The following is a 26,773-nucleotide window of genomic DNA, read 5'->3' on the forward strand; positions in this document are numbered from 1 at the left end:
TGTTATTCTGTCTCGATGAACGGCGTGGTTTCAACTCTTGCCTTTTTCGACTGGCCGCGAACGACGACCTGTAGCGTCGTTCCCGGATCGGCGTACTCGACGGGGACGTACCCGAGCCCGATCGGTTTCTCGAGGGTCGGACTCATCGTTCCGCTCGTGACGGTGCCGACCACCCGGCCCTCGGTGTTCGTGATGTCGTAGCCGTGACGCGGAACGCCGCGGTCGATCAACTGGAAGCCGACGAGTTGCTCCTCGACGCCCGCCTCCTCGGCCGCCGCCAGCGCGTCTCGGCCGACGAACTCGGTGTCCAGATCGACCGTGAAGCCGATCCCTGCCTCGTACGGCGTCCGGGGGTCGGACTCGGCGTCGAAGTCCTGGCCTGCCAGCAGGAGTCCGGCCTCGATCCGAAGCGTGTCGCGGGCGCCGAGCCCGCAGGGCTGGCAGTCGAAGCGCGACCAGACCGTCTCGGCCGCCGACCGCGGCACGATGAGTTCGAAGCCGTCCTCGCCGGTGTACCCCGTTCGGGCGGTCCAGCACTCGGTATCGGCGACGGTCGCGTACGCCGCCTCGAACCGGCTCAACGCCGTCGGCGATCCGTCGGCGACCTGCTCGAGGAGGTCCGAAGCGTTCGGACCCTGGACGGCGAACATCGCGTACTCGTCGGTCTGGTTGTCGATAGTTGCCTCGAGATCCCACTCGTTGCGGTAGCTGATCCACCGCTCGTGGGTCGCCTCGTCGGTACCGGCGTTCGGAACGAAGAGATAGGTCGGATGGCCGGCCTCATCGGGAAGCCGGTAAATGACCGTGTCGTCGATGATGACTCCCTCCTCGTCGGTGATCGTCGCGTACTGCGAGTCACCGACGCCGAGGCGACTCACGTCGTTCGAGGTGAGCCGTTGCATCAACGTCGCGGCATCCGGTCCGGTGACGTGGATCTGGCCCATGTGCGAGACGTCGAAGATGCCGACGTCCTCGCGAACGGCCCGGTGTTCCGCCTGGATCGAGTCGAACTCGACGGGCATGTCCCAGCCACCGAACTCCGTAAACTTCGCTCCACGCTCGTCGTGGATCCCACGTAACGGCGGCGTCTGAAGCGGCATAGTCGGCTTGACACTCCGGGGGTAGTAATGTCTTTTCGTCGCTGGTGGCCGAATTCACTCGACGGCGGCGACCGTTCCGACGAAACGGCAAAAAACGAGCGGAGTGGTCGTCGGATCTAGCCGGCGTACTCGGTGATCGTCAGCGTGTACTCGCCGCTGCCGTCGTAGGAGTCGACGAGAATGTGGAGGTCGGCCCGCGTGTCGGGATCCTCGATGACGATCTCCTCGTCGCTGCCCCACGTGTAGGAGATGTGGTCGTAGTCGCTGGTCGTCGGACACTCGTCACGCTCGTTGGCGTAGAGGTCGAACGTAGCGTCGCTTGGCCCCTCGAGGTCGATGACGACCTTCCCTGGATCGGCGAACTCCCACGCGTACGCCCAGCAGTCGCTGTCCCAGGAACCGGCGAGGGAGTCGGTGACCGTGGTGGTCTCTTCGCCGTCCGGGTCGTCCGGGTCGTCCGGATCGTCCGGATTCTCGTCGGGAGCGGTATTGACGGCATTGTCGGCGTCGACCCGACCGTGGCCCTGTTCCTCGTCGGAGAGGCCGACGTCGACGGCGGTATTCTGCAGGTGCTCGCGGAGCTGCACGTTCGAGAGCCCCGAGTGCGCCGAGAGCGCGAGGCCGGCGACGCCGGCGGCGACCGGCGACGCCATCGACGTCCCGGAGAACTCGTCGTAGTCGTCCCAGGGAATCGCCGAGAGCACGTTGCTGCCGGGCGCGGCGAGTTCGATCTCGGGCCCGAGGTTCGAGAACGAGGAGAGGGACTCGTTCTCGTCGAGCGAGGAGACGGCCACGACCGTATCGTACGCCGCCGGGTAGGAGACGCTACCGCCGTAATCGTTGCCGGCCGCCGCGACCAGCAGGGAGCCCGCGTCGTACGCGTACTGGCAGGCGTCGTCCATCGTGCTCGAGTAGCCGCCACCGCCGAGAGACATGTTGATGACCTCGGCACCCTGGTCGGCCGACCACTGGATGGCGTCGGCGATGTCCGACAGCGAACCGCCGCCGCTGTCATCCAGCGCTCGGGCCGACAGCATCGAACAGTCCGAGATGCCGGCGTGACCCGTTCCGTTGTCGGTTCCGCCGGCTGCGATGCCGCCGACGTGCGTCCCGTGGTTTTCGTCTGCGCTCGCCGGATACGGGTCGTCGCTGTTGCCGGCGAAGTCGTAGCCGTAGTTCGAGACGCTCCCGTCCATGTTCTCCTCAAGGTTCGGGTGGTCGTACTGGATCCCCTGATCGATGATCGAGATCGTGACACCCGGGTCGCCGAGGGTCGTCTCCCAGGCACCCTCACAGTTGACCTGCTGTGGGGCGTACTGGTCGCCGTACCGCGGATCGTTCGGCGTGTAGAACGCCTCGACCGTCGCGTTGTCCTCGGCGTAGGCGATGTCTCGATCCTCCAGGACGTTTTCCTTGAAGTTCTCCTTCGCCCGGTCGTCGGCGTTTTCGGGGAACTTCACCGCCACGTAGCCGAGCGTCTCGTTCGCGTGGACGATCTCCGCATTGTTCGGGATCTTCGGCTCGACGGTCCCCTCGGCGTTCGAGACCGAGTCGTCGACGCCGACGAGAATTTCGTCCTTCCGCGGACCCGGTTCTCGGCCCGGTGTTGCCGTCGTGACACCGCTGAGACCGAAGAACGCACCCAGTGCGCCGGCCGCTTGCAGTACTGTTCGCCGATTCGCGTGCGGAATGCCATCTTCTGCCATGGTCCGAATATTCGGATGTCGGGAATGTATTAAATACTTATGGAACAAGGTACAATTTATTCTCCAGAGACAAATATGAGAGAGTATACTAGTATGAATTGCTCTATGTACGTCGTGGTAGGAACGGTTGCTTCTCGAGGGGCTCTCTCTTACAGAGTAAACTGATATAATGTTTTTCTGTGATTGCAATTCTTGCCAAGAGCTATAAACGCCGGCATTCGAGCTCGACGGAGGCGCCTGTTTCAGACCGAATAAACTCCTTCGTGGCCAACACTCCTTCCGAACAGAAATGGCCGATAGTAACTCAACCGAGAGTGTCGTATCGTACAGGCGACCGGAGTTGGCACGTAACTCCCGTCGAACTCGAGCGCTCCCCTCCCGCGGCGTTTCGTCACACCTTTTTCCGGATGCGCGAAAGCACAGCCATGTTCGACCGACTTCGGGGCCAGTTCGGCGACGAAAACGACGCATCAACGGTCGGTCTCTTCGTCGACGGGCCGAACGTCTTTCGCGACGAGTTCGACGTCGATCTGAACGACCTCCGGACTGCCGCCGAGGACCTCGGCCGGGTCGGCGTCCTCCGGCTGTACCTCGACGAGCACGCGACCCCCGGGCTCATCCAGGCGGCGGAGGCGCGCGGCTTCGAGGTGATCGTTACCAGCGGCGACGTCGACGTCAAACTCGCCGTCGACGCGACCGCACTGGTCGGCGACGGGAGTATCAACCGGCTGGCGATCGCGTCCCGAGACACCGATTTCAAGCCCGTTCTCGAGCACGCCGGCAGAGCTGGCGTCGAGACGGTCGCTATCGCGCCGGGTACCCACGGTCGCTCCGACGCGCTCCGCAACGCTGCCGACCGGACGCTGACGCTGGGAGACTGAGGCGGGGAGCGAGCGGGCGACGGCCGACACCTCGCGAGCGACGGAGTCGGTGACTTTTCACCTGCGGCGTCCCCACTTCGGTGTATGATCGACGACGAGACGCCGGTTCTCGACAACCACCTCCACCTCGATCCGGACAACAACCGCGGGATCGACGCCGTGCGCGACTTCGCTAACATGGGCGGGACGCACATGCTCGTGGTGAACAAACCATCCTGGCATCTCGGGGTCGAAGCCGACGCCGGCGACGATTTCCGTGCCGTATTCGAGCGCACGATCGAGATCGTCGCCGATGCCTCGGACGAACTCGAGGGACGGGCCTGGCCCGTTCTCGGCGTTCATCCGGGGCTGATCTCGCGGCTCGTCGAAGAGCGCGACTACGCGCCCGACGAGGCCCGGGAGATCATGCAGGGCGGGATCGACGTCGCCGCGGAGTACGTCGAGTCGGGCGACGCGCTGGCGCTGAAGTCCGGACGTCCGCACTACGAGATCGACGGCGACGTCTGGGACGCCTCGAACGCGGTGATGCGCCGCGCGTTCGAGCGCGGTGCGGAGCTGGACTGTGCCGTCCAGCTCCACGCCGAAGCCAGCGAGGACCTGACCGAGGTGACCGACTGGGCCGAGGAAGTAGGGTTACCCGCACACCGCGTCGTCAAACACTACGCGGGCGGCCGACTCGAGGGACCGATTCCGAGCGTCATCAGCGAGAAGGACGGGCTCGAACTCGCGGCCGAGCGCGGCGAGCCGTTCCTGATGGAGACCGACTACATCGACGATCCGGACCGTCCCGGGGCCGTTCTCGGTCCGAAGACGGTGCCCCGTCGGGTCGCGTGGCTGCTCGAGAACGGTCACGAGGAGGCCGTCCGGAACGCCCACGTCGAGACCCCGAAACGAGTGTACGAAATCGATACCGAAACGACGCTCGAGCGCGTCTGAAACGGCTCGTGCGGGCACAGTCGCGTCGACGTACAGGTAGAGAAAGGCATTTCAAGCGGCCGGTGTAGGTGTCTGTATGAGCAATCCCCCTACCGAGTACTACTCGGAGGAACGCTGGCAGAACTGGATCGATCGCATCAAAGACGAAGACATCGATCCGGAAGACGAATCGTCGGCGCGTCTCCTGTTGAACCTGCAGGACGACACCGCGATCGCGATCGCGAAGATCGTCGCCGCGTACGACGACGGCGAACTCGACCAGGAGGAGGCGCTCGCGGAGATAGAGGACGTCCGCAAGGTCGTCCTGGGCGAGGTCGACATCGAGGACGAGGAGAAGCTGATTCTCGTCGACGGCGTCCAGACGAGCCTGGTTTGCGTCTTCTTCGCGTCAGAGGAGTACATCGCCAACGGTCCCGCGGAGGAAGGGAACGTCGGCGACTACCTCGGCGCGGCGGCGAACGCGGAGGCCGAAGAGGACCTCGACGCGGCCCTCGGCTACGCCGCCCAGGCCGGCACGCTCATCATCGACGGCGAGGAACTCGACATGAGCGTCGCCGAGGACCTCGAGTACGGTCTCGTTACCGAGTGGATCAACGGCCTCGACAGCCTCCAGAGCGCGATGAGCGATCCGGAGGTCGTCGAGGAAGACGAATAACGTCGGACGCTCTCACGTTCTCGACCCCGGACGTCGATCGACAACTGATTCGGTCGTCGTGCGCCGACTCGACCGCTCTAAGAGACGGATAACTGTCACGTTCCCGGGAGCTCGAGCGCTCGATACGAATTTCGTCGATCGTCGAAAGCTCGAACGACAATATCATATAGATCGGACAATATTCGCATACCATGACCACCGTCGGTATCGACGCCGTCGAGATATGGACCGGGAATCTCAAACTCGACCTGCCCGGCACTTTCGCACCCGAGAAGGGCGAGGATCCCGAGAAGTACACGAAAGGGCTCGGTCTCAACGCCAGTTCGTTTCCCGACAGCTACGAGGACATCGTCACGATGGGGGCGAACGCTGCCTATCGGCTGATGGACCGAAAGGGGCTCGAGCCGAGCGATATCGGCCGCATCGACGTCGCGACCGAGAGCGCGTTCGACAACTCGAAGCCGGTTTCGACGTACATCGCCGGCTGTCTCGAGCAGGTCTACGAGAACGACTTCCACCACGCCAACAAGGGCGAGCGGAAGTTCGCCTGCATCGCGGGAACCCAGAGTCTGGACGACGCCTACAACTGGATCCGCGCGGGCCGCAACCGCGGTCGCGGTGCGCTCGTGATCGCGACCGATACGGCGCTGTACGCTCGCGGTGACGCCGGCGAGGCGACACAGGGCGCCGGTGCCGTTGCGATGCACATCTCCGAGGATCCGGACCTCGTCGAACTCTCCGCCGAACAGGGGTACGGCTCGGCCGACGAGACGGACTTCCTCAAGCCCAACCAGCAGTTCCCTTCGGTCGACGGCAAGCGCTCGGTGCAGGTGTATCTCGCCCGCATGCGCGAGGCCCTCGAGGACTACGAGAGCGTCGCGGGCGACGTCCACCCGGACGACGTCGCGTTCGCCCCGTTCCACACCCCGTTCCCGGGAATGGTTCGGAAGGCGGCGATGCTCGCGTACCGACACATCACGCGCGACACCGCGATCGAGGAGACGCTCGCCGAGGAGATCGGTCGCCAGCCTCGAGCCGAGGCGTTCGACGACGAGGAGTCGTTCCACGACGCCGTCCGCGAGTACATGGACGCGCTCAAGGAGACGGACCGCTACCAGGAGTGGTACGCCGAGACGATCGATCCGACGCTGACGATCGCGCGCGAGGTCGGTAACTGGTACACCGGCTCCGTTCACATCGCTCGCGTAAGCGCGATGAAACACGCCTTCGAAAACGGTCGCGACCTGACCGGCGAGCAGTTACTGGTCGGCTCCTACGGCAGCGGCGCCCAGGCGGAGATCCACGCGGAAACCGTCCAGGACACCTGGGCCGAGGAGATCGAGGCGCTGAACATCGACGGCCAGCTCGAGGCGCGCTACGATCTCAGCTGGGAGGACTACGAGGAGGTCCACGACGCCCACAACCACGAGATGGACGTCGACGTCGAGGAGTTCACGACCCCCGACGAGGAGTTCGTCTTCGACGGCTGGGGCCGCATGGGCGAGCGCAAGTACCGGTTCGTCGAGTAGCGATTTTTGGCGAGCGAGACATCGTACGTCTCGCGGCACTCGCAAACGCGAAGCGTTTGCAAGATCGATTTTTGCGAGCGAGTGCCGAGGCCGAGCGAGGAAAACGGTGCGTCTGTGTGGGCAGCGCGGAAGTCCCGATACGTCGAACGAATGCTCTACATAAACCGGGACCAGATCGATTCCCGTTCGACATCGCTCAGAATCGAGTGCATCTCCTCGAGATCAGTTTTGTCGGAACTCGGTGACTCGGCGTTCGACTCGTCTTGCGGATTGTGTCTGTAATCAGTCTCTCCGAACGGCTCCAGTTCGAGATCTGCGACCATCTCCGGAGGACTGATCGAATCGATCAGTCGCAGAATCGACTTATTTACTCCTTTCATGGCTCGTCGCATCCGACGGAGTTCCGCCAGTCGTTGCCGGGTTTCCTCCGAAAGATCTTCTTCGGAGAGGGCTGTACCCGGCTCGACGTCCAGATCAGACGGATCGATAACGATGTGTACATTTCCGATATCGTCGAAGTGAATCCGCTCTCTGTGCTCTCGCAATCGATTGATCCGATCGATAGTATCGTACAACTCGAATAACGAACGGCGAATTTCGGGTGAGAGTCGTAGAAACATGCCGGTGTGTTTTAATTGTCCGAACGCGGCGGTGGAGAGAGAGCTGGGGAACGAGACCACGTATCGAATCTCAATCTTCGTTCCCGGCGGCACCTCAATTGGTAGATCGACCTGCTGTTGCTGTAAGTCTCCCGCGAGGAGGCTGGAAAGTTCCCGTATCCGTTCAGTGTTCTGTTCAAGTTCCGTCTGGATTGCCCGGAGGGATTGAATCTCCTGCCACTGGTTCCGCAAATAAAACGTGAGAAAGACGGCGAACAGCGCGGTAACCACTCCGGCAAGAATCGAAACGACTGACTCCGTCTCCACCATATGCTAGTCAATCGGGATCGGCATACATATGCTTCGAGACCGACACCAGGGATGAACTGCTCTGGTACGGGCAGCAGGTACATGGCGCTTGCGCTACTCCGTAGCACATGGTCACGGAACGGTATCGTTTCGAGTGCCGCGACGTCGCGGATTGCGACGTGGTGGTCTACAGCGAGTTCAAGGAATCGATATACGAGGCTGCAAGATCCCACCTGAAAGACGTACATGGACGAGATGCGTCTGACGAAGACGTCGCACCGTATATTAAGGAGCTTTGATGGGTTTCCGCGCATGCGTGCAGTCTGGCGACGCTCCTGGTCACTGGTTATTCACTCGCCGGTGTGACCGCCACGTTACAGTTACGCTGACTATCAAAGTTTTACCGAATTCGGGCCGGTAAGCGTCCTTCCTGTACCCACCGCTTCGGGTGCCGATCCTCTCAAATACGGAGGGTTTCGATGGAGCCTGCAAACCGTATTTTTCAGCTGCAGTACTCTCTGCGCGCTGCATCCACCTTCTCTATTCAGCGCGCCGTTTTTAGCAGAGACTGGGTGGATTACGATCCGCAGCGTTACATCGTTCACCCGCACTGAACGGCAGGGTCTCACCCTCGGCTACGTCTCGAGGACCCGATAGCAGCCACTGAAAGTCGGTGCACATCCGATCGCACGACGGGAGCGCGGTTCGGAGCGAGCCAAGCAAGCGAGAACCGCGGACAGTGCGATCGGCGTGGAAACCGTTTCAGTTGGTACTATAGCAGCACCTCCCGAACAGGTACGGGAGTCACGACGACGACACCGCCAGCGAGGGGAGAAAGGGACCGAACACGTCTCGAGGCGAAACCGATTACCTTCTCGGGCCGATAGCTCGAGCAACGACAACCGGTCGCCAACCGCGCTCGACACTGATCACACATGGACCCGCTCACACTCTTCGGCATCGACGTGGCGCTCTTCCTCGTCATCGGCCTGCTGGCCGGAGCCCACTGTATCGGGATGTGTGGGCCGCTGGTCACCGTCTACGCGAGCCGGATGGACGGCGGGTCGACGACCGGGAAGCGCGACGCACATCTGACGACCTACGAGGTTCGCCAGCACGCGCTGTTCAACCTCGGACGGACGGCGAGTTACACGCTCCTAGGTGCGGTCTTCGGCGCGCTCGGCGGACTCCTGTTCGTGACGACCGAATCGCTGACGCCGGTCGTCGAACCGATTCGTGGTGGCGTCGGGCTCGCCGTCGGCGGGTTCGTCATCGCGACGGGCGTCTACTACCTGTTCGGGCGGACGACCGGCGGCGTCCACCTGCCCGGTCTCGAGCGCCTCACCGGCTGGCTCATGACACACGTCGATCGGCTCGCGAACGGCCCCGGAATCGTCGGCCTCGGCGCAGTCCACGGCCTGCTGCCCTGTCCGGTTCTCTACCCGGCGTTTCTGTACGCGTTCGCGACCGGCTCCCCGACCGGCGGTGCCCTCGCGCTGGCCGCACTCGGTATCGGGACGGTCCCTGCCGTCTTCGTCTACGGAACCGTGATCGACGCGGTGGACGTCGTCCACCGGCGTCGCGTCCACCGACTGCTCGGCGTCGCGTTCGTCGTCCTCGGCTACGTCCTCTTCGCGCACGGACTGATGAGTATCGGCGTCCACCTGCCGCACCCGGAGCTCCCGTTCTACGACGGGATCGACGTCCCGAGCGGCCACGATAACCACTGAGCACGATGACTGGCAACCAACCGACCGACGCCGGCTGTACGCTCTGCGAGCTCCCCGTCGAGGGCAGCGACGTCACCGACGACGATGGCAACCGCTTCTGCTGTGTGGGCTGTCGCGACGTCCACGACGCGCTCGGCGACGTCGACACCCTCGAGGCCGAGGACGTGCGTCGCAGGCGAGCGAACGCCGAACCGGAACGGACCGTGCCCGACGACCACGAGACGACGTTCCTCGAGGTCGACGGGATGCACTGTGCGACCTGCGAGGCGTTCATCGAGTCGGCCGCGACCGCGACCGAGGGCGTCAGCGACGCGAGCTCGAGTTACGTCACCGACACGGTGCGCATCGACCACGATCCGGACACCGTCTCGACGGACGAGCTCCAGGAGGCGATCAGCGGGCTCGGCTACAGCGCCTACTCGCGCGACGACTCGTTCAGCCGTCGCAAGGCCGACAACTGGATGATGGGCCGGGTCATCGTCGGCGTGCTCATGGGGATGATGGTAATGATGCAGTACTTGCTCATCATCTATCCCACCTACTTCGGCGGGCTGTTCTACGACGAGCGGACGACCGAGTTCTTCACGCAGGCGCTGGCGAGCGACCTCGCGACGCCGTTCTATCTCGCGATCGCCGCGCTCACCACGATCGTGCTGGGCGTGACCGGCAAGCCGATCCTGCAGGGCGCCTACGTCGGCGTCAAGACGCGTTCGCCGAACATGGACCTGCTCGTGGCGATCGCGGCCGTCAGCGCGTACCTCTACAGCACGCTGTCGGTCGCCGTCGGCGGCGACCACATCTACTACGACGTGACCGTCGCCATCATCGTCATCGTCTCCGTCGGGAACTACTACGAGTCCACGATCAAAGACCGAGCGACGGAGCGGCTCTCGGATCTCACCTCCGTCCAGATCGACGAGGCCCGACGCGTCCGCACGGACGGCAGTCACGAGGAGGTCGTCGTCGACGATCTCGAGCCCGACGATCGCGTCCTGGTGCGGGCCGGCGAGCGCGTTCCCGTCGACGGCGAGGTCGTCGACGGTGAGGTCGCCGTCGACGAGGCGGTTATCACCGGCGAGTCTCTCCCCGTCGGCAAGACCGTCGGGGACGCCGTCGTCGGCGGCTCGATGGTCACCGACGGGGCCGTCACCGTCCGCGTCGGCGAGGACGCCACGAGCAGCCTCGATCGCGTCACCGAACTCGTCTGGGACCTCCAGAGCGGCACGCACGGGATCCAGAAGCTCGCGGACAAACTGGCAACGATCTTCGTCCCACTCGTACTCGTACTCTCGATCGCCGTCACGAGCGTCTACCTCGCGCTCGGAACCGGTGTCACCGCCGCCCTGCTCGTCGGTCTGACCGTCCTGATCGTCTCCTGTCCGTGCGCGCTCGGGCTGGCGACACCGCTCGCGGTCGCCGCGGGGATTCGGGACGCGCTCGAGCGCTCGATCGTCGTCTTCGACGACAGCGTCTTCGAGCGGATTCGCGACGCCGACACCGTCGTCTTCGACAAGACCGGCACGCTGACGACCGGGGAGATGATCGTCGTCGACGCCGATCTCTCCGAGGAGTTGCTCGAGCGGGCGGCGCTGCTCGAGCGGCGCTCGTCCCATCCGGTCGGCCAGGCTATCGCCGCCGAGCGGCCGGTCGCCGACGGCGGTGCGGTCGAACCCGCGTCGGAGACGGATCCGGCGGCGATCGAGGAGGGGAGCGAGGGTGCCGAGGCTGACGGTGACGACGCCGTCGACTCGTTCGAAAGTCACCGCAACGGCGTCAGCGGCATCGTCGACGGCGAGGAGATCGTCGTCGGCCACCCGGACCTGTTCCGCGACCGCGGCTGGACGGTCCCCGACGAAATCGCCGGGAAAATCGACGAAAGCCGCGAGACCGGCCGAGTGCCGGTCGCGGTCGGACGCGACGGAACTGCCGAGGGAGTCATCGTCGTCGGCGACGACCTCCGCGAGGGGTGGGCGGAGACGCTGTCGGCGATCGCAGCGACCGACACCGACGTGGTCGTCCTCACCGGCGACGACGCTCGCGCGGCGAGTCGGTTCCGGGAGGAGCCGTCGATCGATCGGGTGTTCGCGGGCGTCCCGCCGGAGGGCAAGGCCGAGACCGTCGAGCGGCTCAAGCGCACGGGCCGCACGGTCATGATCGGCGACGGGACGAACGACGCACCGGCGCTGGCGGCCGCCGATCTGGGCATCGCACTCGGCGGCGGGACCGCGATGGCCGCGGACGCGGCCGACGTCGCGCTCGTCGACGACGACCTCTCCTCGGTCGACACCGTCTTCGAACTCGCGCGAGCGACCGACCGTCGCGTGAAGGGCAACATCGGCTGGGCCTTTTGCTACAACGGCATCGCGATTCCGCTCGCAATAACGGGACTGCTCAACCCGCTGTTCGCCGCGCTCGCGATGGGAGCGAGCAGCCTGCTCGTCGTCACGAACTCCTCCCGGCCGCTGCTCGAGGACTGAGCGCGTTCGACGGTCCAGTCGTTTTACCGCGGCGGCGACCGCGGTCGCGTCACCGACCGAGCCGACGATATTTCAGCCATGAAATAGTTAGTTCTGGACCGCCTATATCGAGTCATGTCTACTCGTCCGTCCCTGTCGGAGTGGCTCTCCGACCGACTCGGGTTGGCCGCGCTCACAGTGGTGAGCGTTCTCCTCGCGCTGCTCATCGTCCTGCCGTACCTCCAGTACGTGCTGCTCGGGGTGATCTTCGCGTACATCCTCATGCCCGTCCAGCGCCGCCTCGAGAACTACATGCGATCGATGACCGCCGCGCTCGTGCTCGTCGTCGTCGCCATCCTGACGATCCTGCTGCCGGTCATGTACGTCCTCACCGTCGCGTTCGGCCAGGCACTCGAGGTCGCCATAGCCGTCCAGGACGGCACGCTCAACGTCGAGGACATCGAACAGCGGATCGCGGAGACGGGGTACACCGTCGATCTCCAGGATACGTACAGTACCTACCAGGACCCGATCGCGACCGGGTTGCAGGGGCTCGCGACCGGCGCGATCGAGTTCGTCGGCGGGGTCCCGGCGATCCTCATCGGTCTGACGGTGACGGTGTTCGTTCTCTTCGCCCTCCTGCGAGACGGTGATCAGCTCGTGAACTGGATCCGGTACGTCCTCCCGCTCGAGGACCACGTCCAGCGCGAACTGCTCCGCGAACTCGACCAGCTCATGTGGGCGTCGGTCGTCGGCAACGTCGCAGTCGCGATTATCCAGGCCGTGCTGCTCGGCGTCGGGCTGGTGGCACTCGGCGTGCCGGCCGTCGTCCTCCTCACGGTCGGGGCGTTCGTCGCCGCGTTGCTCCCGCTGATCGGCGTCTTCGCCGTCTGGATGCCGATATCGCTCTACCTACTGGCTGTCGGTCAGCTCGTCCCCGCAGTGATCCTCGTCGGCTACGGCCTGCTCGTCAGCGCCTCGGACACGTACCTCCGGCCCGCCCTCATCGGCCGGACGAGCGCGTTCAACTCCGCGATCATCGTCGTCGGGATCTTCGGCGGCCTCGTCGTCTTCGGCGCGGTCGGCCTCTTCATCGGCCCGGTCGTTCTCGGCGGCGCGAAGATCACCCTCGACCTGTTCGCTCGAGAGTGGATGGCGAGCCAGGGGGCCCTTCCCGTCGCCCCCGAACCGGCAGCGGATCCCGCCGCCGATACGGCCGACGACACGGGAATCACTGACGAGTCGGCGACGCCCGACACCCCGACGGAGCAGCAGTCAGAGGCCGACGCGGACGTGAACGCGAACACGAGTGTCGACGAGATGGCCGGTACCGGCGCCGAAGACGCGGGAGCCGACGGCGAGCGCGCGGTCGATACCGGCGGAAACACTCCCGCCGACGGGACGGACACTACCGAATCCGACGGCACTGAATCCGACACCGACACCGATTTGACGCGCTGATCGAGACCACGGCGTGAACTGAACCCAGTGACCGCGTTCCGCGCGTCGACCTCACGAGCGAAGAGGTGCGTTCATTATCCCCTATCCGTAACTACCTCGTATCGTGTCTCGGAACGAAGCCCGTGCTCGGCGCGAGTCCGACCAGCGAGCACCGGTCGACCGAGGCCCCCTCTAGCCATGAACGGATTACACGCCACGGGGAGCCCGTACGCTCCTCACACGGACGACGAACGCGCGGCGATGCTCGAGGCGGTCGACATCGATGCGGTCGAGGACCTCTTCGACATCCCCGCTGACGTCCGGTTCGACGACGAGTTCGGGATCGACGCGCGAACAGAACGAGAGACGCGCCGGCTGGTACGCTCACTATTGGGTCGCAACGACGACCTGACGGAACTGCTCGGTCGCGGCCACTACGGCTACTACGTGCCCTCCCTGGTCGATCACCTAGCGGACCGCTCGGAGTTTCTCACCTCCTACACGCAGTACCAGCCCGAGGTCTCCCAGGGATTCCTCCAGGCGCTGTTCGAGTACCAGTCCCTGCTGGTCGAACTGACCGGACTCGAGGTCGCCAACTGTTCGATGTACGACGCGGCGACGGCGCTCGGCGAGGCCGCGACGCTCGCCGAGCGCGTTCGGAGTACGAGCGGCCACCGCGTCCTCGTCCCTGATCTCTTGCTCGAGGGGCGGCGTAGTACGCTCGAGAACTACGTCGCCGGCACGGACCTCGAGGTCGAAACGTACCCGACAGACGACGCGAACGTCGACCTCGACGCGCTCGCGGACGCCGTCGACGAGGACACAGTGATGGTGTACGCCGAGAACCCGACCGTCCGCGGAACGATCGAGGGGGGACTCGAGCGCGTCGGCGATCTCGCTCACGAGGCCGACGCGCTGTTCGTCCTCGGCTCCGATCCAGTCGCGCTCTCCCTGCTCCAGCGGCCCGCCGACGTCGGCGCCGACGCGGTCGTCGGCGACGCGAGCGTGCTCGGCCTGCCGACGAGCTACGGGATGGGTCTCGGACTCTTCGCCTGCCGCGAGGACTACCTGCGACAGGTCCCCGGCCGACTGGTCGGTGCGAGCGAAGACGCGACCGACCGACGGGCGTACACGTTGACGCTGCAGACCCGCGAGCAGCACATCCGACGGGAACGGGCGACGAGTAACATCTGCACGAACCAGGCCTGGGTCGCGCTGCGGACCGCGATGCACGCTGCATACCTCGGCCCGGACGGCATGGTCGACCTCGCGAAGCGCGGGGTGATGCGCGCGGAAGACCTCGCCGACCGGCTGGACGAGATCGTCGGCGTCACCGCGCCGATCCACGACCGGCATCACTTCCGAGAGTTCGTCGCCCACGTCGACCAGCCCGCGCGGGCCGTCGCCGACGATCTCGAGCAACTCGGCTTCGCGGTCCACGTCCTCGGTGAACACGAGATCCAGGTGTGCGTTGCAGGCGTCCCCGACGAGCAGATCGACCCGTTCGTCGACGCGTTCGCGGAGGTGGCACGATGACCGACGACGCTCGAAACCACGACGGAGACGACGCAGGAGACGGTCGAGTGCGATACGACCAGGCCCGTTACGTCGAGGATGGCCAGTACGAGCCGCTGCTCTCGGAGAAGGACCGGACCACGGTCGAAATCGGTGACAGCGACGATTCGCCGCTGCCTGAGGACCTCACCCGGGACTCCCTCGAACTGCCGGGGCTCTCCGAACCCGAACTGGCCCGCCACTACACCCGACTCTCCCAGATGGTCTACGGGATCGACAGCGGCCCCTATCCGCTGGGCTCGTGTACGATGAAGTACAACCCGAAGTTCACCGAGGACGTCGCGGCGCTACCGAAGGCGGCCGTCCACCCCGACCGCTCGGAGCGGTCGATCCAGGGCACCCTCGAGCTTCTGTACCGGCTGCAGGACTACCTCGGCCGGATCGGCGGGATGGACGCGGTGACGCTCCAGCCGCCCGCCGGCGCGGCCGGCGAGTTCGTCGGAATCCGCGTCGCCGCAGCCTACCACGAACACAACGGCGAGGGCCACCGTAACGAGGTGATCGTCCCCGAGAGCGCCCACGGGACGAACTTTGCGACCGCCGCGCTGGGCGGCTACGACGTCGTCTCCCTGCCCAGCGACGACGGCGGGCGGGTCGACCTCGAGGCGCTCGAGGCCGCTCTCTCGGAGAACACGGCGGCGCTCATGTTGACAAATCCGAACACGCTCGGGCTGTTCGAGCGCGATATCACCGAAATCGCCGAGATGGTCCACGACGTCGGCGGGTTGCTCTACTACGACGGCGCCAACCTCAACGCGCTGCTCGGCCGCGCCCGACCCGGCGACATGGGGTTCGACGTGATGCACTACAACGTCCACAAGACGTTCGCGACGCCCCACGGCGGCGGCGGCCCCGGTGCCGGCCCCGTCGGCGTCGCCGACGAACTCGCGCCGTTCCTGCCGGCGCCTCGCGTTCGGAAGAACGGCCCCGGCGGAAGCGAGCCGACGTACGAACTGTTCGATCCCGACCACACAATCGGCAAGGTCCACGGCTACCAGGGCAACTGGCTCGTCCTCGTAAAGGCGTTCGCCTACATCGCGCGACTGGGTGACGACGGCCTCAACGACGCCAGCGCGAAGGCGGTGCTCAACGCGAACTACCTCGCGAGCCAGATCGGCTACGACGTCCCCTACGAGCCGTTCCACCACGAGTTCGTCGCCAGCGCGGGCGACCAGGACGCGGCCGACGTCGCAAAGCGGATGCTCGACTACGGCGTCCACCCGCCGACGACCAAGTGGCCCGAGATCGTTCCCGAGGCGCTGATGACGGAGCCGACGGAGGTCGAGAGCAAGAAGACGCTCGATCGACTCGCCGCCGCGTTCAACGCCGTCGCGGAGGAGGACGACGAGACGCTCGAAGCCGCGCCCGAACGGACGACCGCTCGCCGGATCGACCAGACCAGCGCGGCGCGCAACCCGCAGCTGTCCTGGCACGCGCTCGAGGACGAGTCGTAGCGACCCGTCGTCTCGAAGGGTTAGTTGTAGGCCGACGGCCAACCCGCTGTGAACTGGACTGGTTGGCCAGTAGCTACCGTTCACCTGTTCTCGATCTTTGGCTGATACTACAGCCGACCGAATCGACATTCGGATACGCTGTCGGATTTCAACAGCGCCGGGCTACCGATTGTGGCTATCGTGCCCGCTTTCGAGGTGCTCGAGCAGCGCCGGATGGAGCGGTCCGTTCGATCCGAGCAGTGCTGCCCGACCGTCGTCGTCCTCGAGGTCGAAGACGAACGGCTCGCCGCGTTCGTCGGTGATCGTCGCCCCGGCGGCCCCGGCGATCACTAGTCCGGCGGCGATATCCCACGGGTAGGTATCGTACTCCCAGGTTGCGTCGGCGCTGCCGCTCGCGAGATAACAGAGATTGAGCGCGGCCGAACCGAGCCGGCGGACGCCGCGAGACTCCTGGTAGAACTGCGAGAGGAAGGAGCCGTCGGGGTCGTACCCCGAGATGAGCATGCTCTCGTCGAGCCGGTTGCGGTCGGTGGTCTCGATCGGCTCGCCGTCTCGACGGGCGCCCCGTCCGGCGATCGCGGTGAACAGCTCGTCCGTTTCGGGGACGTAGACGACGCCCATGACGGGCTCTCCGTCCTCGAGCAGAGCGATCGAGATCGAGTAGTTGGGGTTGCCGTGGGCGAAGTTCCCGGTCCCGTCGAGGGGGTCGACGACCCAGGTGTAGCCGTCCTCGCGAATTCGGCGGGGCTGTTCCTCGGAGACGATTCCGTGGTCGGGAAACTCGTTGTCGATGACGGTCGTGATGATCCGGTTCGCCTGGTGGTCGGCCTCGGTGACGATGTCGGATTTGTCGCTCTTGACCGCAATCGACTCGACCTGGCCGTGGAGTTCCCGGAGGGGCTCGCCGGCGGCTTCGGCCGCCTCCGTGGCGATCGTGAGCGCGTGCTTGAGGGTATCGGGCTCTCCGGCTTCGGAATCGGCGTTGCCCTCGCTCGGCGGATTCACGGGCACGCGCGGCGGCTCGTCCACCCCGCGAATGTTCCAGCCGAGTTTCCTCGAGATCGCGGTGAAAAAGTGATCGTCGTAGCTGGTGCGTACGATGTGGGCGAGTTTGTCGGCACCGGTTACCAAGATCTCCTCGCCGGTCTCGAGGATCACGTGGGCCCGCCCGCCGTCGACGAGGAGACTCGCGGGTCCGCGGGTGACGATCCGGAGCTCCGTCTCGGGTGAGACCACGATCGGTCGCACCCCCAGCTGGTGGGTGTGTAACGGAACGAGCTGAAGCGTGTGGTTGTTCGCCGGGTAGTGGATGGGGCCGTTGGCCGACAGCGAGACGCCGGTCGATCCGGTCGGCGTCGAGACGGCGAGCCCCGTCCCCTCGAACTCGCCGACGTACTCGTCGTCGGCGTAGACGTCGAGTCGCGTGATCTTTCGATCCGTCGGGTTCTCCGGCGGGACGTGTTCGACCATGACGTCGTTGATCCCCGTCGCGTCGATCCTGGGCCCCCGGACCGCCACCTGCTGGCGGCTGTCGACCGTCGCCCGACCGCGGATCACCTCGTCGAGTGCGGCCTCTAGATCTTCCGGTTCCACGCGGGCGAGAAACGAGAGCGTTCCGGTATTGACTCCCAGCTGCGGGACGTTGCGGGGAGCGAACGTCTTGATCCCCTCGAGAAAGGTGCCGTCGCCGCCGACCGTGACGCCCAGCGTCGCCCGATTCTCGTCGTAGACGTCGTCGATGTCGTCGCCTACGTCGACCGTCGACAGACCGATGCCGCGGTCGTCGGTCCAGGCTTCGAGGCGTGCGACGACGTCGTCGCTGTCGGGACTGACGATCGCGACGATCTCGTCCGTCGTCGCGAGCCTACGTCCTTGCATTGGTCGATTCGTCGGACCGGCCGACTATGGATCTTGGTGTTCGATCCGCGAAGAGAGGGTGACCCGCCCGTGGCTCGAGCGACGGAACGTCAAAGGCGAAGAAGTCGATCAGTGAACTGCGCTCGTCGGCGTATCCGGCCGATTCAGGCGCTAGCTTCGCTCGAGTCGATGCCGTCGATCTGGACGAAGCCGTAGTCGCAGTCCGGACAGTGCCACTTGATCTTCGTGCCGAGGTGCAGCGTCGTGCTCGCGGCGCGGTAGAACGTCTTCCCGTCGCCGCAGTTCGGACACTCGTGATCGAGTTCCAGAGCCATATCGTAGGCTATCGTACGAGGCGTGTTTAACGTACTGATTTCTGCCCCGCTCCGCGGGTTGTCCGTCCCAAACGCGTCCGATTCGAGCCCGGTTCCAAACCACGATCGACGCCGAAGTTAAGTAATCACCCTCCGTCGATTCCGCTATGACGATCTACACCGGACGCGGTGACGACGGCGAGACCGATCTGCGGGATATGACTCGCGTCTCGAAGACGGATCCCCGAATTGAGGCCTACGGTACCGTCGACGAACTCAACGCGCTCGTCGGAACCGTGCGCCCGACGGGCCACGACGACGTCGACGAACGGCTGCGGACGATCCAGAATCACCTCCACGTCGTGCAGGCGGACTTCGCCAATCCGGATCCCGACGAGGACGACCCCGCGATCCGCGCCGACCACGTCGAGACGATCGAGGACTGGATCGACGAGTACGACGAGGAACTCGAACCGCTGACGTCGTTCATCCTGCCGACGGGCAGCGACCGCGGCGCGCGGCTTCACCACGCTCGCGCCGTCTGTCGCCGCGCCGAGCGACGGGCCGTCGGCCTCGCGGGTGCGGAACAGATCAACGAGGAGGCGGTCCAGTACCTCAATCGGCTCTCCGACGGCCTGTTTACGTTCGCTCGCGTGATCAACCAGCGCGACGGCGAGCGCGAGGAGGAGCCCCGGTACTGACCGCTCCACCGGACGTTCTACCGCTACTTCGCCGACCTACTCCTCGAGGCCGAGTCCGACGAGCGATCGATCGAGCACGTCCGCGTATCCCGATGACGTGAGCTTCAGAGTGGGAACTCCCAGAAACGTCAGCGTCTGGAGGGTCAGTAACGGGCGTTCGATATCGGTCCCGAGTTCGCGGAGCGCGTCCTCGAGCGCCCTGAACTCCTCGGCGACCTTCTCGAGGGGTGCTTCTGCGGCAGTCGCGCCGACGGGCATCGCGAGGTCGGCGACGACCGACCCGTCCCGAGCGATAGCGAAACCGCCGCCCATCGACGCGACGTGCTCGGCGGCGACGACGGCGTCGTCGGTGTCGGCCGCCACGGTGAGTAATCCGGGCACCTCCCACGTGCCGGTCGTGGCGACGGCACCCGTCTCGAGCCCGAACCCGGAGAGAAAGCCCGTGAACCCGCGATCGTCGGTTCCGGGAGCGCGGTCGATCAGCGTCGCCGTGAGCGCGTCGTGCTCCGGCGCCGGAACGAACCGATCGGTCTCGGCGTCGATTCCCGGTTCAGCGGTCGTCCCGGTCGTCACGAGCCCCCGCTCGACCGCCATCGCGCGAACGCTATCGGTCCGTACGGATTCGCGAGGGACAGTGAACCGCTCGCGCTCGAGGTCGACCGAAACGGTATCGTAGACGTAGTCGGGGTAGGGATCCGTTCGCGGCTCGATCGCTGGAGCGCCGTCGTCGACGACGACCGATCCCTCGGAGACGACGGTGTCGACGGCGATCGTCTCGAGGTCGTCGACGACGACGAGATCCGCCATCGCGCCCGGTGCGACGACGCCGCGATCCTCGAGTCCGAAGTGCTCGGCGGTGTTTCGCGTCGCGGCGTCGATCGCGTCCGCGGCGGGGACACCGGCGTCGATCGTCCGGCGAACGACCTCGTGCATACCGAACCCGTCCTTGAGTTCGACGGGCCAGACGCCGTCGGTCGAGAGCGAGACGCTTCCGCGATCGAGATCGGGGAGGGCGTCGACGAGGGCTTCGAGATCGTCCCGGATCGTGCCGCAGCGACCGACGACGTGGATCCCGTTCGTCGCACGCTCGCGAATGCCCTCGGCTGCAATCGCCTCGTGGTCGTTGTCCGCGACCGTCGCGAACGCCCGCAGGGCCTCGCCGCGACAGCCCGCACCGTGACCGACAATTCGAGTGTTCGCCTCCCGTGCTCGTTCGTACAGCGCCTCGAGGGGCGCGCTCCGGCCGACGACGTGGATCCAGTCGATCTCGCCGACGCCGACGACGCGCTCGTGCTCGAGCAGCGCGGCGAGCGCATCGAGTTCGTCCTCGTCGCCCCTCGCGGGTTCGAAGGTGTCGACGAACCACTGCGGCGGTACCGTGAGATAGGTCGTAAGCGGTCCGTCCGCGGTCCGCTCGAGCGTCGTCTCGACGCCGCGACTCCCGAACAGGAGTCCGAGACCGGAGGTTTCCGTGACGATCGACGTCGTTCCGGCGGTGAGCAGGGAAGGAACGGCGCGCTCCGGGATGAGTTGGATATCCGCGTGCGTGTGCGCATCGATAAATCCGGGCAGGACGTACTGGCCGGCCGCCGAGACGACGGTCGTCTCCGGGCCGACGACCGACGTCGCATCCTCGAGCAGCGCTGCGATGCTGTCGTCGACGACAGCGACGTCCCGCTCGAGGAACTCGCGTCGATTGGAACAGTAGACTCGTCCGTCGGTGACCACCAGGTCCGCCGTCGCGTCGTCGCGCTCGAGGGCGATCGGCTGTAACTCGTTCATGGACACTCATTCACACGCAGGCTCGTATGTCGTCCGGTCGGCGTTCTCACTCGTCGGCTCGTACCGATCAGTCCGTTCCGCGACCGAGTTCTGTTGCTTACGAAAGAACTATTATCGATGAATGCTATTTGGTACCGAAGACCATGAATAACCACTTCAAGGACAGTCGATACCATCTCGCTCGAGCCGCCGAACACGCGAAATGGGGCGTTATGACGGAAGTCGAACGGTCCAAGGCCCGCGTTCGGACGATGGCGGGACCTGAACCGGAGCCGAACCGTCTCCAGCGCGTTCGGGCAGCCGTGGCCGCTCGAGAGCAGGTGGCTACAGCGCGCGCTCGGCGGGCAGTCGGGGAGGTTCGGAAGGTCGTGTCAGGATCGCGAGACCGCTCGAGTGAGCGGGAGCAGTCCACCTGACGGTGAAAGGAAGTCTTAAGTTGAACGCACGGATAGCACCCATTGCGGGTTGGTGATCTAGTCCGGTTATGATACCTCCTTCACACGGAGGAAGTCGGCAGTTCAAATCTGCCCCAACCCACTCGGATTCCTACTCCTGACGAATTACGGGACGGCAGAGAGGTCCTTATGTATCCTCTCAGACTCCCGAGACGGCATTTCACCAGGTTCACTATGTTGGCCCTCCGCTGTGACGCGATTACGCTCAAAGGATGGACCTGCCATTGACAAATAGTTACTCGTCTCTCCCGTCAGCGTGCGTCAGGTCTCGACCTCGAGTTGGCCCATTGACATTCATCTGCTCGAGAAGCATTCTCACTTGCCGTAGAATCGGAATCGCCCTACAGGGCAGCGTCATTGGTCTGCTCAAGATAAAATGGCATGAGCGGCATTCTACTCGCTCTCACCGAGAAAGGGTCCAACCGAGTCAATCAGAAACAGATATTCTTTTAAAATTGATGAACTGAGGTTGAAACATGAGTTTCGGTATTGAGACGAGTACTATGATCCTTGCCAGTGCGACTCTCTTCGGAGCAGTTGTTGGTTCTATTCTACCGAGGTATCTAAATCGCAGAAGTGAACGAAAGCATCTCAGACGTGGATTAAAGAAGGAAATAAAACTAAATACGGGTCACAATTGGGGCATTGACTTTATTCGTGAAACACAGCCAGAGAATCTTGGACCGACAGCAGTTTTTGAGGCGAATGCTGACAAGATTGGTCAGTTAACGGAGGGAGAAGTCAATGCAATCGTTGAATTCTATGGCTATTTGCATAATTCGGAGACGCTACTCACAGACGCAGTTGGAAGTAGTGCTCCTCCAACAAAGGAAACGCTTGAAGTTACCTTAGAGGACCTTGGTGAGGCACGTCAAGAAGCGATCGATGCTATCGAAAAGGAACTCTAAGAAGTACTACTGGTCGTGATTTGAGGATTCATTGATCCAGTCCCGCCAGTTCTCGAGCCGATGTTCTTCGTCGGGTTCACCAAGGACGCCGAGTTCATCGAGTTCATCGAGAATCGACATATCGTATTGGGAGATTTCGTTGAGGAGCGCTGCCCTCTCCTCTCTTCCATCAATGATCTGGCTGATCGCGGCCTCGTTCTCGGCGTAATCGGACGCCTTCGAGATTATATGCAGTTTCACCGCGACTTGGTGCGCGAGTTCCTCGTCGAGCGAATCGTATCCGGCCCAGTAGCGACTCAAAATCGCCTCTGAGACGTCATCGACGAACGCCTGACCGTCATCGTCGAGCGACTCGTAGTAGTGCTCGAGGTCGGCATTGAGCCCGTGAGTCGTTCGATTCTGATTCCCCTCTGGCGCTCCCGTCGTACACCCTCCATGGTACATGCAACGACCCTCACCGAGATGATCCGTCCCCAGTCCAGCCCCGAGCGAGCAGTATCCGCCAAAGAGAGCGTCCCCATCGTCGTCCCTGACTACCGAAGCGTCATCCTTCATCTTCGTCTTGCCGTTGCAGTCTTCACCAGAATCGATCTTCGGAACGTCGCTCAACTTCTCTCCGATCAGCTCGTCCTCATCCTCGTGACTCATACCATCACCTCCGACGAATCAGGTATGAGTTTGAACGCTGAAACGAGGGGAGCCCGTACAGATTGAGGGTTAGAGAGGGGTACTGGGACTGATTTACTGGGAACTGGGCCTAATAGACTCGAAGGCATCTCGACATTGGTTGATTCACTGAAGGCCATCCTATTGGGAAACTCGTCTACTGGGAACCTGACAATCAGAGCATTATACTCTCGAGAGTACTCATCGGTTAGAAGAACACCTGGATATCGCCGACTTCCCTCGAGTGAACGAACTCCGACTCAATCAGTTTCTCCCGGGCTTCATCCTCGCTGAGGTCGAATTCATCGGCGACCTCCTCAACTGAGACGATGGGAGAATCCTTCCCTTCGATGAGTTCCTTGTAGCCTGTGTTCTTCTTTACCCAGACTGCTATCTCGTCGCCGTACCGCGTAGCGTTCATCAGATCGCGATCCTTCTGCGAAGACATTAGGAGTCACCTCCCTCATCGCTGGAGCGCTGACCGGCAACGGGAATGTTCGAATTGTCATCGTCGAATTCATCGACGTTCGTGTATCCGATGAAGATCTGACTGCTGTCCTGTCTCTCCCGACGACGTTCTGCCTGCTCCTCGCGGCGGCGCTTTTCCTTCTCCCGTAACTTCTTCATCTCCCGATTGAACTTCCCGTTCGTCACTTTCCACGGCTCGGATACTTCGCACTCCTTCGTAACCGTCGTTGACTCGCCTTTGCCGCTCGGTGCCGGTATCTCGACTTTTCGAGTGGTCGTATACGACCCGTCCCGGTTGGCCTTGACGTTGACCGTCGTCGCTTTCTCCTCGAACGCTGCGAGGAGTTCCCTCTTGTCCTCAGCACTCATCGAGTTTAGGGTCGAATCACTGTAGTCGACGTACTCTCTGATCTGCCGATTGAGCGCTTTCTTCTGATTCGTTACCGGGATTCCGTTCACCTTGACCTCTTTCTCCTCGAGTCCGGGCGTCATGTCAATAGGAACGAGTCGACGACCCATCAGAGTACCGGGAGAATTGCCTGAATAAACCAGATACAGACGCTCTCGCGGCAGTTCAGAAGATTTTCTCGGCGCTCATCTCGAGCGTAGCCGTCTCGAACTCGCTCCGAGAGATCTGACCGCCATGCGCCTGCATATGGTGGGTACGAACCGGCCCTATCTCGAGATAGCGAGCATCGCATTCGGGGCATACAAAGACGGTCGGCGTCGTACTCATGCCATCGTTTCGGCGAACTTACCCTTAAGCAGTCTGGATCGAGTGAGCCGCCATAGACGCAGCCCCATGCCATTCTCCTACTGGTCGATGATTCCCGCTGCTCTAATTATCAATCTGCTCTCACTGGCAATATGGCCGCCTCACTGGCAAAGAGGGACTCGAAGGAGCCCGGAACGCCCGGACTCCCGAATCAGACGGAAGTATGGGAGACCCCATTTCGACGACGAGACGGTCTGTCTCGACTACGATGCTGACGGCCTCAGTATCCCGAAGCCGGGCCAGCAGCGCGTCAGGGGTCATCTGAGGCGTCCTGCCTCAGACAGAGAATAATTCGGGAGCAATCCGGATTAGGATACCGGCATTCAGACACTTTCGACCTCGACGGTTGGATTGGTAAAGCGATAACTGGTTATCTAAATCCGCAGTACAGCCCCGGATGACCCAAAAATATTGACTCGAGTAACTTGATGGGTCATGGAGAGAAAGAATAGACAGAGGACAAACAAATGCCCTACGCTGACCTCGACACAATCAAAATTCCACAGAAAACGAAGTACCAGGTCCGAGATACCAAAGACGAACTCGAACTGACATACAAGGAGTTCCTTGAGATAGCAGCCGCCGAGTTGGACGAGGAAGCCATTGAATCGTACGAGGAAGACCAATGAAGAATACGACCAAGTACGCTATCTGCGTGACGGGCTGCGGGGCCATGATCGCGTACACGGCTCCTCAGATCGTTCCACAGTTCGCATTCAGCGTCTTAGCGGTCGTCGGCGTCCTCGCATGGCTTGAGACGGCATTAGGCGATCTCGAGGATACAGAGAAAACTGGGAGTTAGACAATGAAATGCAAGGTGAAGCACGGGAGATGGGCGCTCCCGTACAGCAGTAGCGTACTCGTGGAGTGTCGAGCAGGCGGATCCAGGAGGAACCCGAATCCAATGCGGAACTCAGGAGGTGGCCAAGTTCCATGTCAGAAATAGAGAGTCAACCAAATAACGCTACCGGACCGAGCGAGCCGGAGGCGAACGGAGACGAACGAATAACCCGGAAGCAGTTAACCGAGATAACCCGTCGACTAGTCAAACACAATCTCAACGACGATGACTGGTGGGGCGATATGGTCGCGCGAGGAGAGCAGAACCTCCGTGACTGGCAGGGAGAAGGCGAGACACAGGCTTTTAACGACATTATGGGCCTTCTCTGTGGGGGAACTGGAACAATTGACGGGCTCTATAGAGATGACTCGAACGAGAAGCAGTACAAAGTCGACGCTGAGGCACTATGGTTGCTCTATGGGATTATGCGATATGTCGGAGAAAATCCCGAAGATGCCGCGAAACTGGCCTACATTGTCTACTATCACTATTGCGAGGAGAGTGATGGCGATCGAAGATTCGTAAACTGGCCTGAGCGGTATCGGCAAGAGCAACTTCTCGGGGCAATCGATAACTTCGACCGTAATCGTTGGATCCACTGGCATCGGCGTAACCATCCCGATGGCCGAGATAAAGACGACTGGGAGTACTGGAGTGGTGACTATGGTAGCGTCGGGTATGACCTCGTACTGGCAATGGTCGATATCGGTTGCGGATTGGCTGATCGAGAACTCGCCAGTCAAACCTACGATCTTGACCTTCCCGAGTTGAGCGATATAAGAGATACTCTCTCTATTAGTCAATCTAATCTATTCCATAAGATACCACCCGGGGGGTCCTCCGGTCGGTCTTGCGATTCGAGTGATTGTGGATATCCGTCGACGCAAACTGTACAGGAGGCCGTCGTCGAAGCAGATGAGTCGACTGGTGGTGATCCGTTGGACTCCAGTTCAGTCAAAACGATTCGGCAACGTCTCCAGCGGAAAGGCGCTCTCAAGGTTGCAGAACTCAAGAAAGGAGTCGACTATCGTATATACCCCGCATCCCTCCCCGACCCGCAAGAAGCCAACCGAGTATGGTTCGAGGGTAAAGAGTACGAACCGGACGTCTCCGAGGAGGACGACGCCGAGAGCGACGATGGTGAGCAAGAGACTGAGGCGAAGATCATGACCGACGGAGGAACGAGACAGACGGAAGCAAGGGAAGATCTCGAGCGAATACGGCAGGCGAAGAACGGTGAGGCGGATACGAATGACGGCCCCGAGATCTACACTTGCCCGGTCTCAAACTGTTCCCGCGTCATTATCGACGACCCATCTAATCTCAGACACCACGTGAGGCAGTTGAGCGACGACGACCATGCCGGACTCGAACTCACTGAAGACCTCGATATCGTTGAGTGCTCCGAGACTGCCGAGAGCCGCGATGAGACCGAGTCGTCAAACGAGGAGAATGATTCCCTTGCGACAGAGCAAGAATCGAGTGAGCAGCCGCTCAGCGAGCAGGCATATCTCGCGACATGGGGGCCGGGAACGACGACTGATCCGAGTCCATCGATGGTATCGGGGAGTGCAGCAGCGGTCGACTGGTAGCGTACACCGCTGACGCCTCGAAGATGTTTCGCTAACAGGCAATA

At 62.9% G+C, this 26,773-nt stretch carries 25 protein-coding genes and 1 tRNA gene; 17 read left to right on the forward strand and 9 right to left on the reverse strand.

What is annotated here, in order from left to right:
* Positions 1-2: 2 nt before the first annotated feature.
* Complete coding sequence (gene gcvT / locus NED97_RS11135; RefSeq protein WP_252487116.1) at positions 3-1,100, reverse strand: glycine cleavage system aminomethyltransferase GcvT; 1,098 nt, start codon at positions 1,098-1,100, stop codon at positions 3-5.
* Between the two features lie 116 nt (positions 1,101-1,216).
* Entirely contained in the window at positions 1,217-2,806 is a 1,590-nt protein-coding gene (locus NED97_RS11140; protein ID WP_252487117.1) for a S8 family serine peptidase, read from the reverse strand.
* A gap of 425 nt (positions 2,807-3,231) precedes the next feature.
* Here NED97_RS11140 and NED97_RS11145 point away from each other — a divergent pair, with 425 nt between their 5' ends.
* The 4 genes from NED97_RS11145 (at position 3,232) to hmgB (ending at position 6,807) form a co-directional block, all read left to right on the forward strand.
* The gene (locus tag NED97_RS11145; RefSeq protein ID WP_252487118.1) at positions 3,232-3,687 is read left to right on the forward strand and encodes an NYN domain-containing protein; all 456 of its coding nucleotides are present in this window, start codon (positions 3,232-3,234) and stop codon (positions 3,685-3,687) included.
* 84 nt (positions 3,688-3,771) lie between these two features.
* Positions 3,772-4,623, forward strand: coding sequence for a TatD family hydrolase (locus NED97_RS11150; RefSeq protein ID WP_252487119.1), 852 nt, complete (start codon positions 3,772-3,774; stop codon positions 4,621-4,623).
* A gap of 76 nt (positions 4,624-4,699) precedes the next feature.
* Entirely contained in the window at positions 4,700-5,278 is a 579-nt protein-coding gene (locus tag NED97_RS11155) for a DUF2150 family protein (protein WP_252487120.1), read from the forward strand.
* A 191-nt stretch (positions 5,279-5,469) separates the two neighbouring features.
* Complete coding sequence (gene hmgB, locus NED97_RS11160) at positions 5,470-6,807, forward strand: hydroxymethylglutaryl-CoA synthase (RefSeq protein WP_252487121.1); 1,338 nt, start codon at positions 5,470-5,472, stop codon at positions 6,805-6,807.
* Positions 6,808-6,962: 155 nt separating this feature from the next.
* Here hmgB and NED97_RS11165 read toward each other — a convergent pair whose 3' ends face one another.
* On the reverse strand, positions 6,963-7,736 hold the full coding sequence (locus NED97_RS11165; RefSeq protein WP_252487122.1) for a hypothetical protein: 774 nt from the start codon (positions 7,734-7,736) through the stop codon (positions 6,963-6,965).
* Between the two features lie 107 nt (positions 7,737-7,843).
* Here NED97_RS11165 and NED97_RS11170 point away from each other — a divergent pair, with 107 nt between their 5' ends.
* The 6 genes from NED97_RS11170 (at position 7,844) to gcvPB (ending at position 16,370) form a co-directional block, all read left to right on the forward strand.
* A complete protein-coding gene (locus NED97_RS11170) occupies positions 7,844-8,014 on the forward strand; it encodes a DUF1059 domain-containing protein (protein ID WP_252487123.1) in 171 nt (56 codons plus the stop codon).
* A 636-nt stretch (positions 8,015-8,650) separates the two neighbouring features.
* Positions 8,651-9,445 (forward strand): sulfite exporter TauE/SafE family protein, encoded by a 795-nt coding sequence (locus NED97_RS11175; protein WP_252487124.1) that lies wholly within the window; start codon positions 8,651-8,653, stop codon positions 9,443-9,445.
* A gap of 5 nt (positions 9,446-9,450) precedes the next feature.
* Entirely contained in the window at positions 9,451-11,922 is a 2,472-nt protein-coding gene (locus NED97_RS11180; RefSeq protein ID WP_252487125.1) for a heavy metal translocating P-type ATPase, read from the forward strand.
* A 114-nt stretch (positions 11,923-12,036) separates the two neighbouring features.
* Positions 12,037-13,362 carry an AI-2E family transporter gene (locus tag NED97_RS11185; protein WP_252487126.1) on the forward strand — a complete coding sequence of 442 codons (1,326 nt, stop codon included), beginning with the start codon at positions 12,037-12,039 and terminating at the stop codon, positions 13,360-13,362.
* A 177-nt stretch (positions 13,363-13,539) separates the two neighbouring features.
* A complete protein-coding gene (gene gcvPA / locus NED97_RS11190; protein ID WP_252487127.1) occupies positions 13,540-14,877 on the forward strand; it encodes an aminomethyl-transferring glycine dehydrogenase subunit GcvPA in 1,338 nt (445 codons plus the stop codon).
* Positions 14,874-16,370, forward strand: a complete 1,497-nt coding sequence (gene gcvPB, locus NED97_RS11195; RefSeq protein WP_252487128.1) for an aminomethyl-transferring glycine dehydrogenase subunit GcvPB — start codon at positions 14,874-14,876, stop codon at positions 16,368-16,370. The genes gcvPA and gcvPB overlap by 4 nt, the downstream gene beginning before the upstream one ends.
* 162 nt (positions 16,371-16,532) lie before the next feature.
* Here gcvPB and NED97_RS11200 read toward each other — a convergent pair whose 3' ends face one another.
* Positions 16,533-18,248, reverse strand: coding sequence for an NAD(+)/NADH kinase (locus NED97_RS11200; protein WP_252487129.1), 1,716 nt, complete (start codon positions 18,246-18,248; stop codon positions 16,533-16,535).
* Positions 18,249-18,391: 143 nt separating this feature from the next.
* Complete coding sequence (locus NED97_RS11205) at positions 18,392-18,562, reverse strand: DUF7838 family putative zinc beta-ribbon protein (RefSeq protein ID WP_252487130.1); 171 nt, start codon at positions 18,560-18,562, stop codon at positions 18,392-18,394.
* A gap of 146 nt (positions 18,563-18,708) precedes the next feature.
* On the opposite strand from NED97_RS11205, the gene NED97_RS11210 reads away from it, so the two are divergent.
* Positions 18,709-19,242 carry a cob(I)yrinic acid a,c-diamide adenosyltransferase gene (locus tag NED97_RS11210; RefSeq protein WP_252487131.1) on the forward strand — a complete coding sequence of 178 codons (534 nt, stop codon included), beginning with the start codon at positions 18,709-18,711 and terminating at the stop codon, positions 19,240-19,242.
* 36 nt (positions 19,243-19,278) lie between these two features.
* Here NED97_RS11210 and NED97_RS11215 read toward each other — a convergent pair whose 3' ends face one another.
* Positions 19,279-21,024: an adenine deaminase C-terminal domain-containing protein gene (locus NED97_RS11215; protein WP_252487132.1), complete on the reverse strand. Its 1,746-nt coding sequence runs from the start codon at positions 21,022-21,024 to the stop codon at positions 19,279-19,281.
* A gap of 143 nt (positions 21,025-21,167) precedes the next feature.
* On the opposite strand from NED97_RS11215, the gene NED97_RS23465 reads away from it, so the two are divergent.
* From NED97_RS23465 to NED97_RS11225, 3 genes are all read left to right on the forward strand, one after another.
* Positions 21,168-21,440: a DUF7553 family protein gene (locus NED97_RS23465; protein WP_455429859.1), complete on the forward strand. Its 273-nt coding sequence runs from the start codon at positions 21,168-21,170 to the stop codon at positions 21,438-21,440.
* A 46-nt stretch (positions 21,441-21,486) separates the two neighbouring features.
* Positions 21,487-21,561: transfer RNA gene (locus NED97_RS11220), tRNA-Val, on the forward strand.
* Between the two features lie 394 nt (positions 21,562-21,955).
* Positions 21,956-22,387, forward strand: a complete 432-nt coding sequence (locus tag NED97_RS11225) for a hypothetical protein (protein ID WP_252487133.1) — start codon at positions 21,956-21,958, stop codon at positions 22,385-22,387.
* A gap of 6 nt (positions 22,388-22,393) precedes the next feature.
* Here NED97_RS11225 and NED97_RS11230 read toward each other — a convergent pair whose 3' ends face one another.
* The 3 genes from NED97_RS11230 to NED97_RS11240 all read right to left on the reverse strand — a co-directional run bounded on the left by NED97_RS11230 (position 22,394) and on the right by NED97_RS11240 (position 24,013).
* Positions 22,394-23,035, reverse strand: a complete 642-nt coding sequence (locus tag NED97_RS11230; protein WP_252487134.1) for a hypothetical protein — start codon at positions 23,033-23,035, stop codon at positions 22,394-22,396.
* Between the two features lie 226 nt (positions 23,036-23,261).
* The gene (locus tag NED97_RS11235; protein WP_252487135.1) at positions 23,262-23,501 is read right to left on the reverse strand and encodes a hypothetical protein; all 240 of its coding nucleotides are present in this window, start codon (positions 23,499-23,501) and stop codon (positions 23,262-23,264) included.
* On the reverse strand, positions 23,501-24,013 hold the full coding sequence (locus tag NED97_RS11240) for a hypothetical protein (RefSeq protein ID WP_252487136.1): 513 nt from the start codon (positions 24,011-24,013) through the stop codon (positions 23,501-23,503). Before NED97_RS11240 ends, NED97_RS11235 begins: the two co-directional genes overlap by 1 nt.
* Before the next feature lie 750 nt (positions 24,014-24,763).
* Between NED97_RS11240 and NED97_RS11245 the strand changes: the two genes are divergently transcribed.
* From NED97_RS11245 to NED97_RS11255, 3 genes are all read left to right on the forward strand, one after another.
* Complete coding sequence (locus NED97_RS11245) at positions 24,764-24,925, forward strand: hypothetical protein (RefSeq protein WP_252487137.1); 162 nt, start codon at positions 24,764-24,766, stop codon at positions 24,923-24,925.
* The gene (locus tag NED97_RS11250) at positions 24,922-25,098 is read left to right on the forward strand and encodes a hypothetical protein (protein WP_252487138.1); all 177 of its coding nucleotides are present in this window, start codon (positions 24,922-24,924) and stop codon (positions 25,096-25,098) included. The genes NED97_RS11245 and NED97_RS11250 overlap by 4 nt, the downstream gene beginning before the upstream one ends.
* 131 nt (positions 25,099-25,229) lie before the next feature.
* Positions 25,230-26,729, forward strand: a complete 1,500-nt coding sequence (locus tag NED97_RS11255) for a hypothetical protein (RefSeq protein WP_252487139.1) — start codon at positions 25,230-25,232, stop codon at positions 26,727-26,729.
* Positions 26,730-26,773 lie beyond the last annotated feature (44 nt).

The organism is Natronococcus sp. CG52 (assembly GCF_023913515.1).
Classification (GTDB): domain Archaea; phylum Halobacteriota; class Halobacteria; order Halobacteriales; family Natrialbaceae; genus Natronococcus; species Natronococcus zhouii.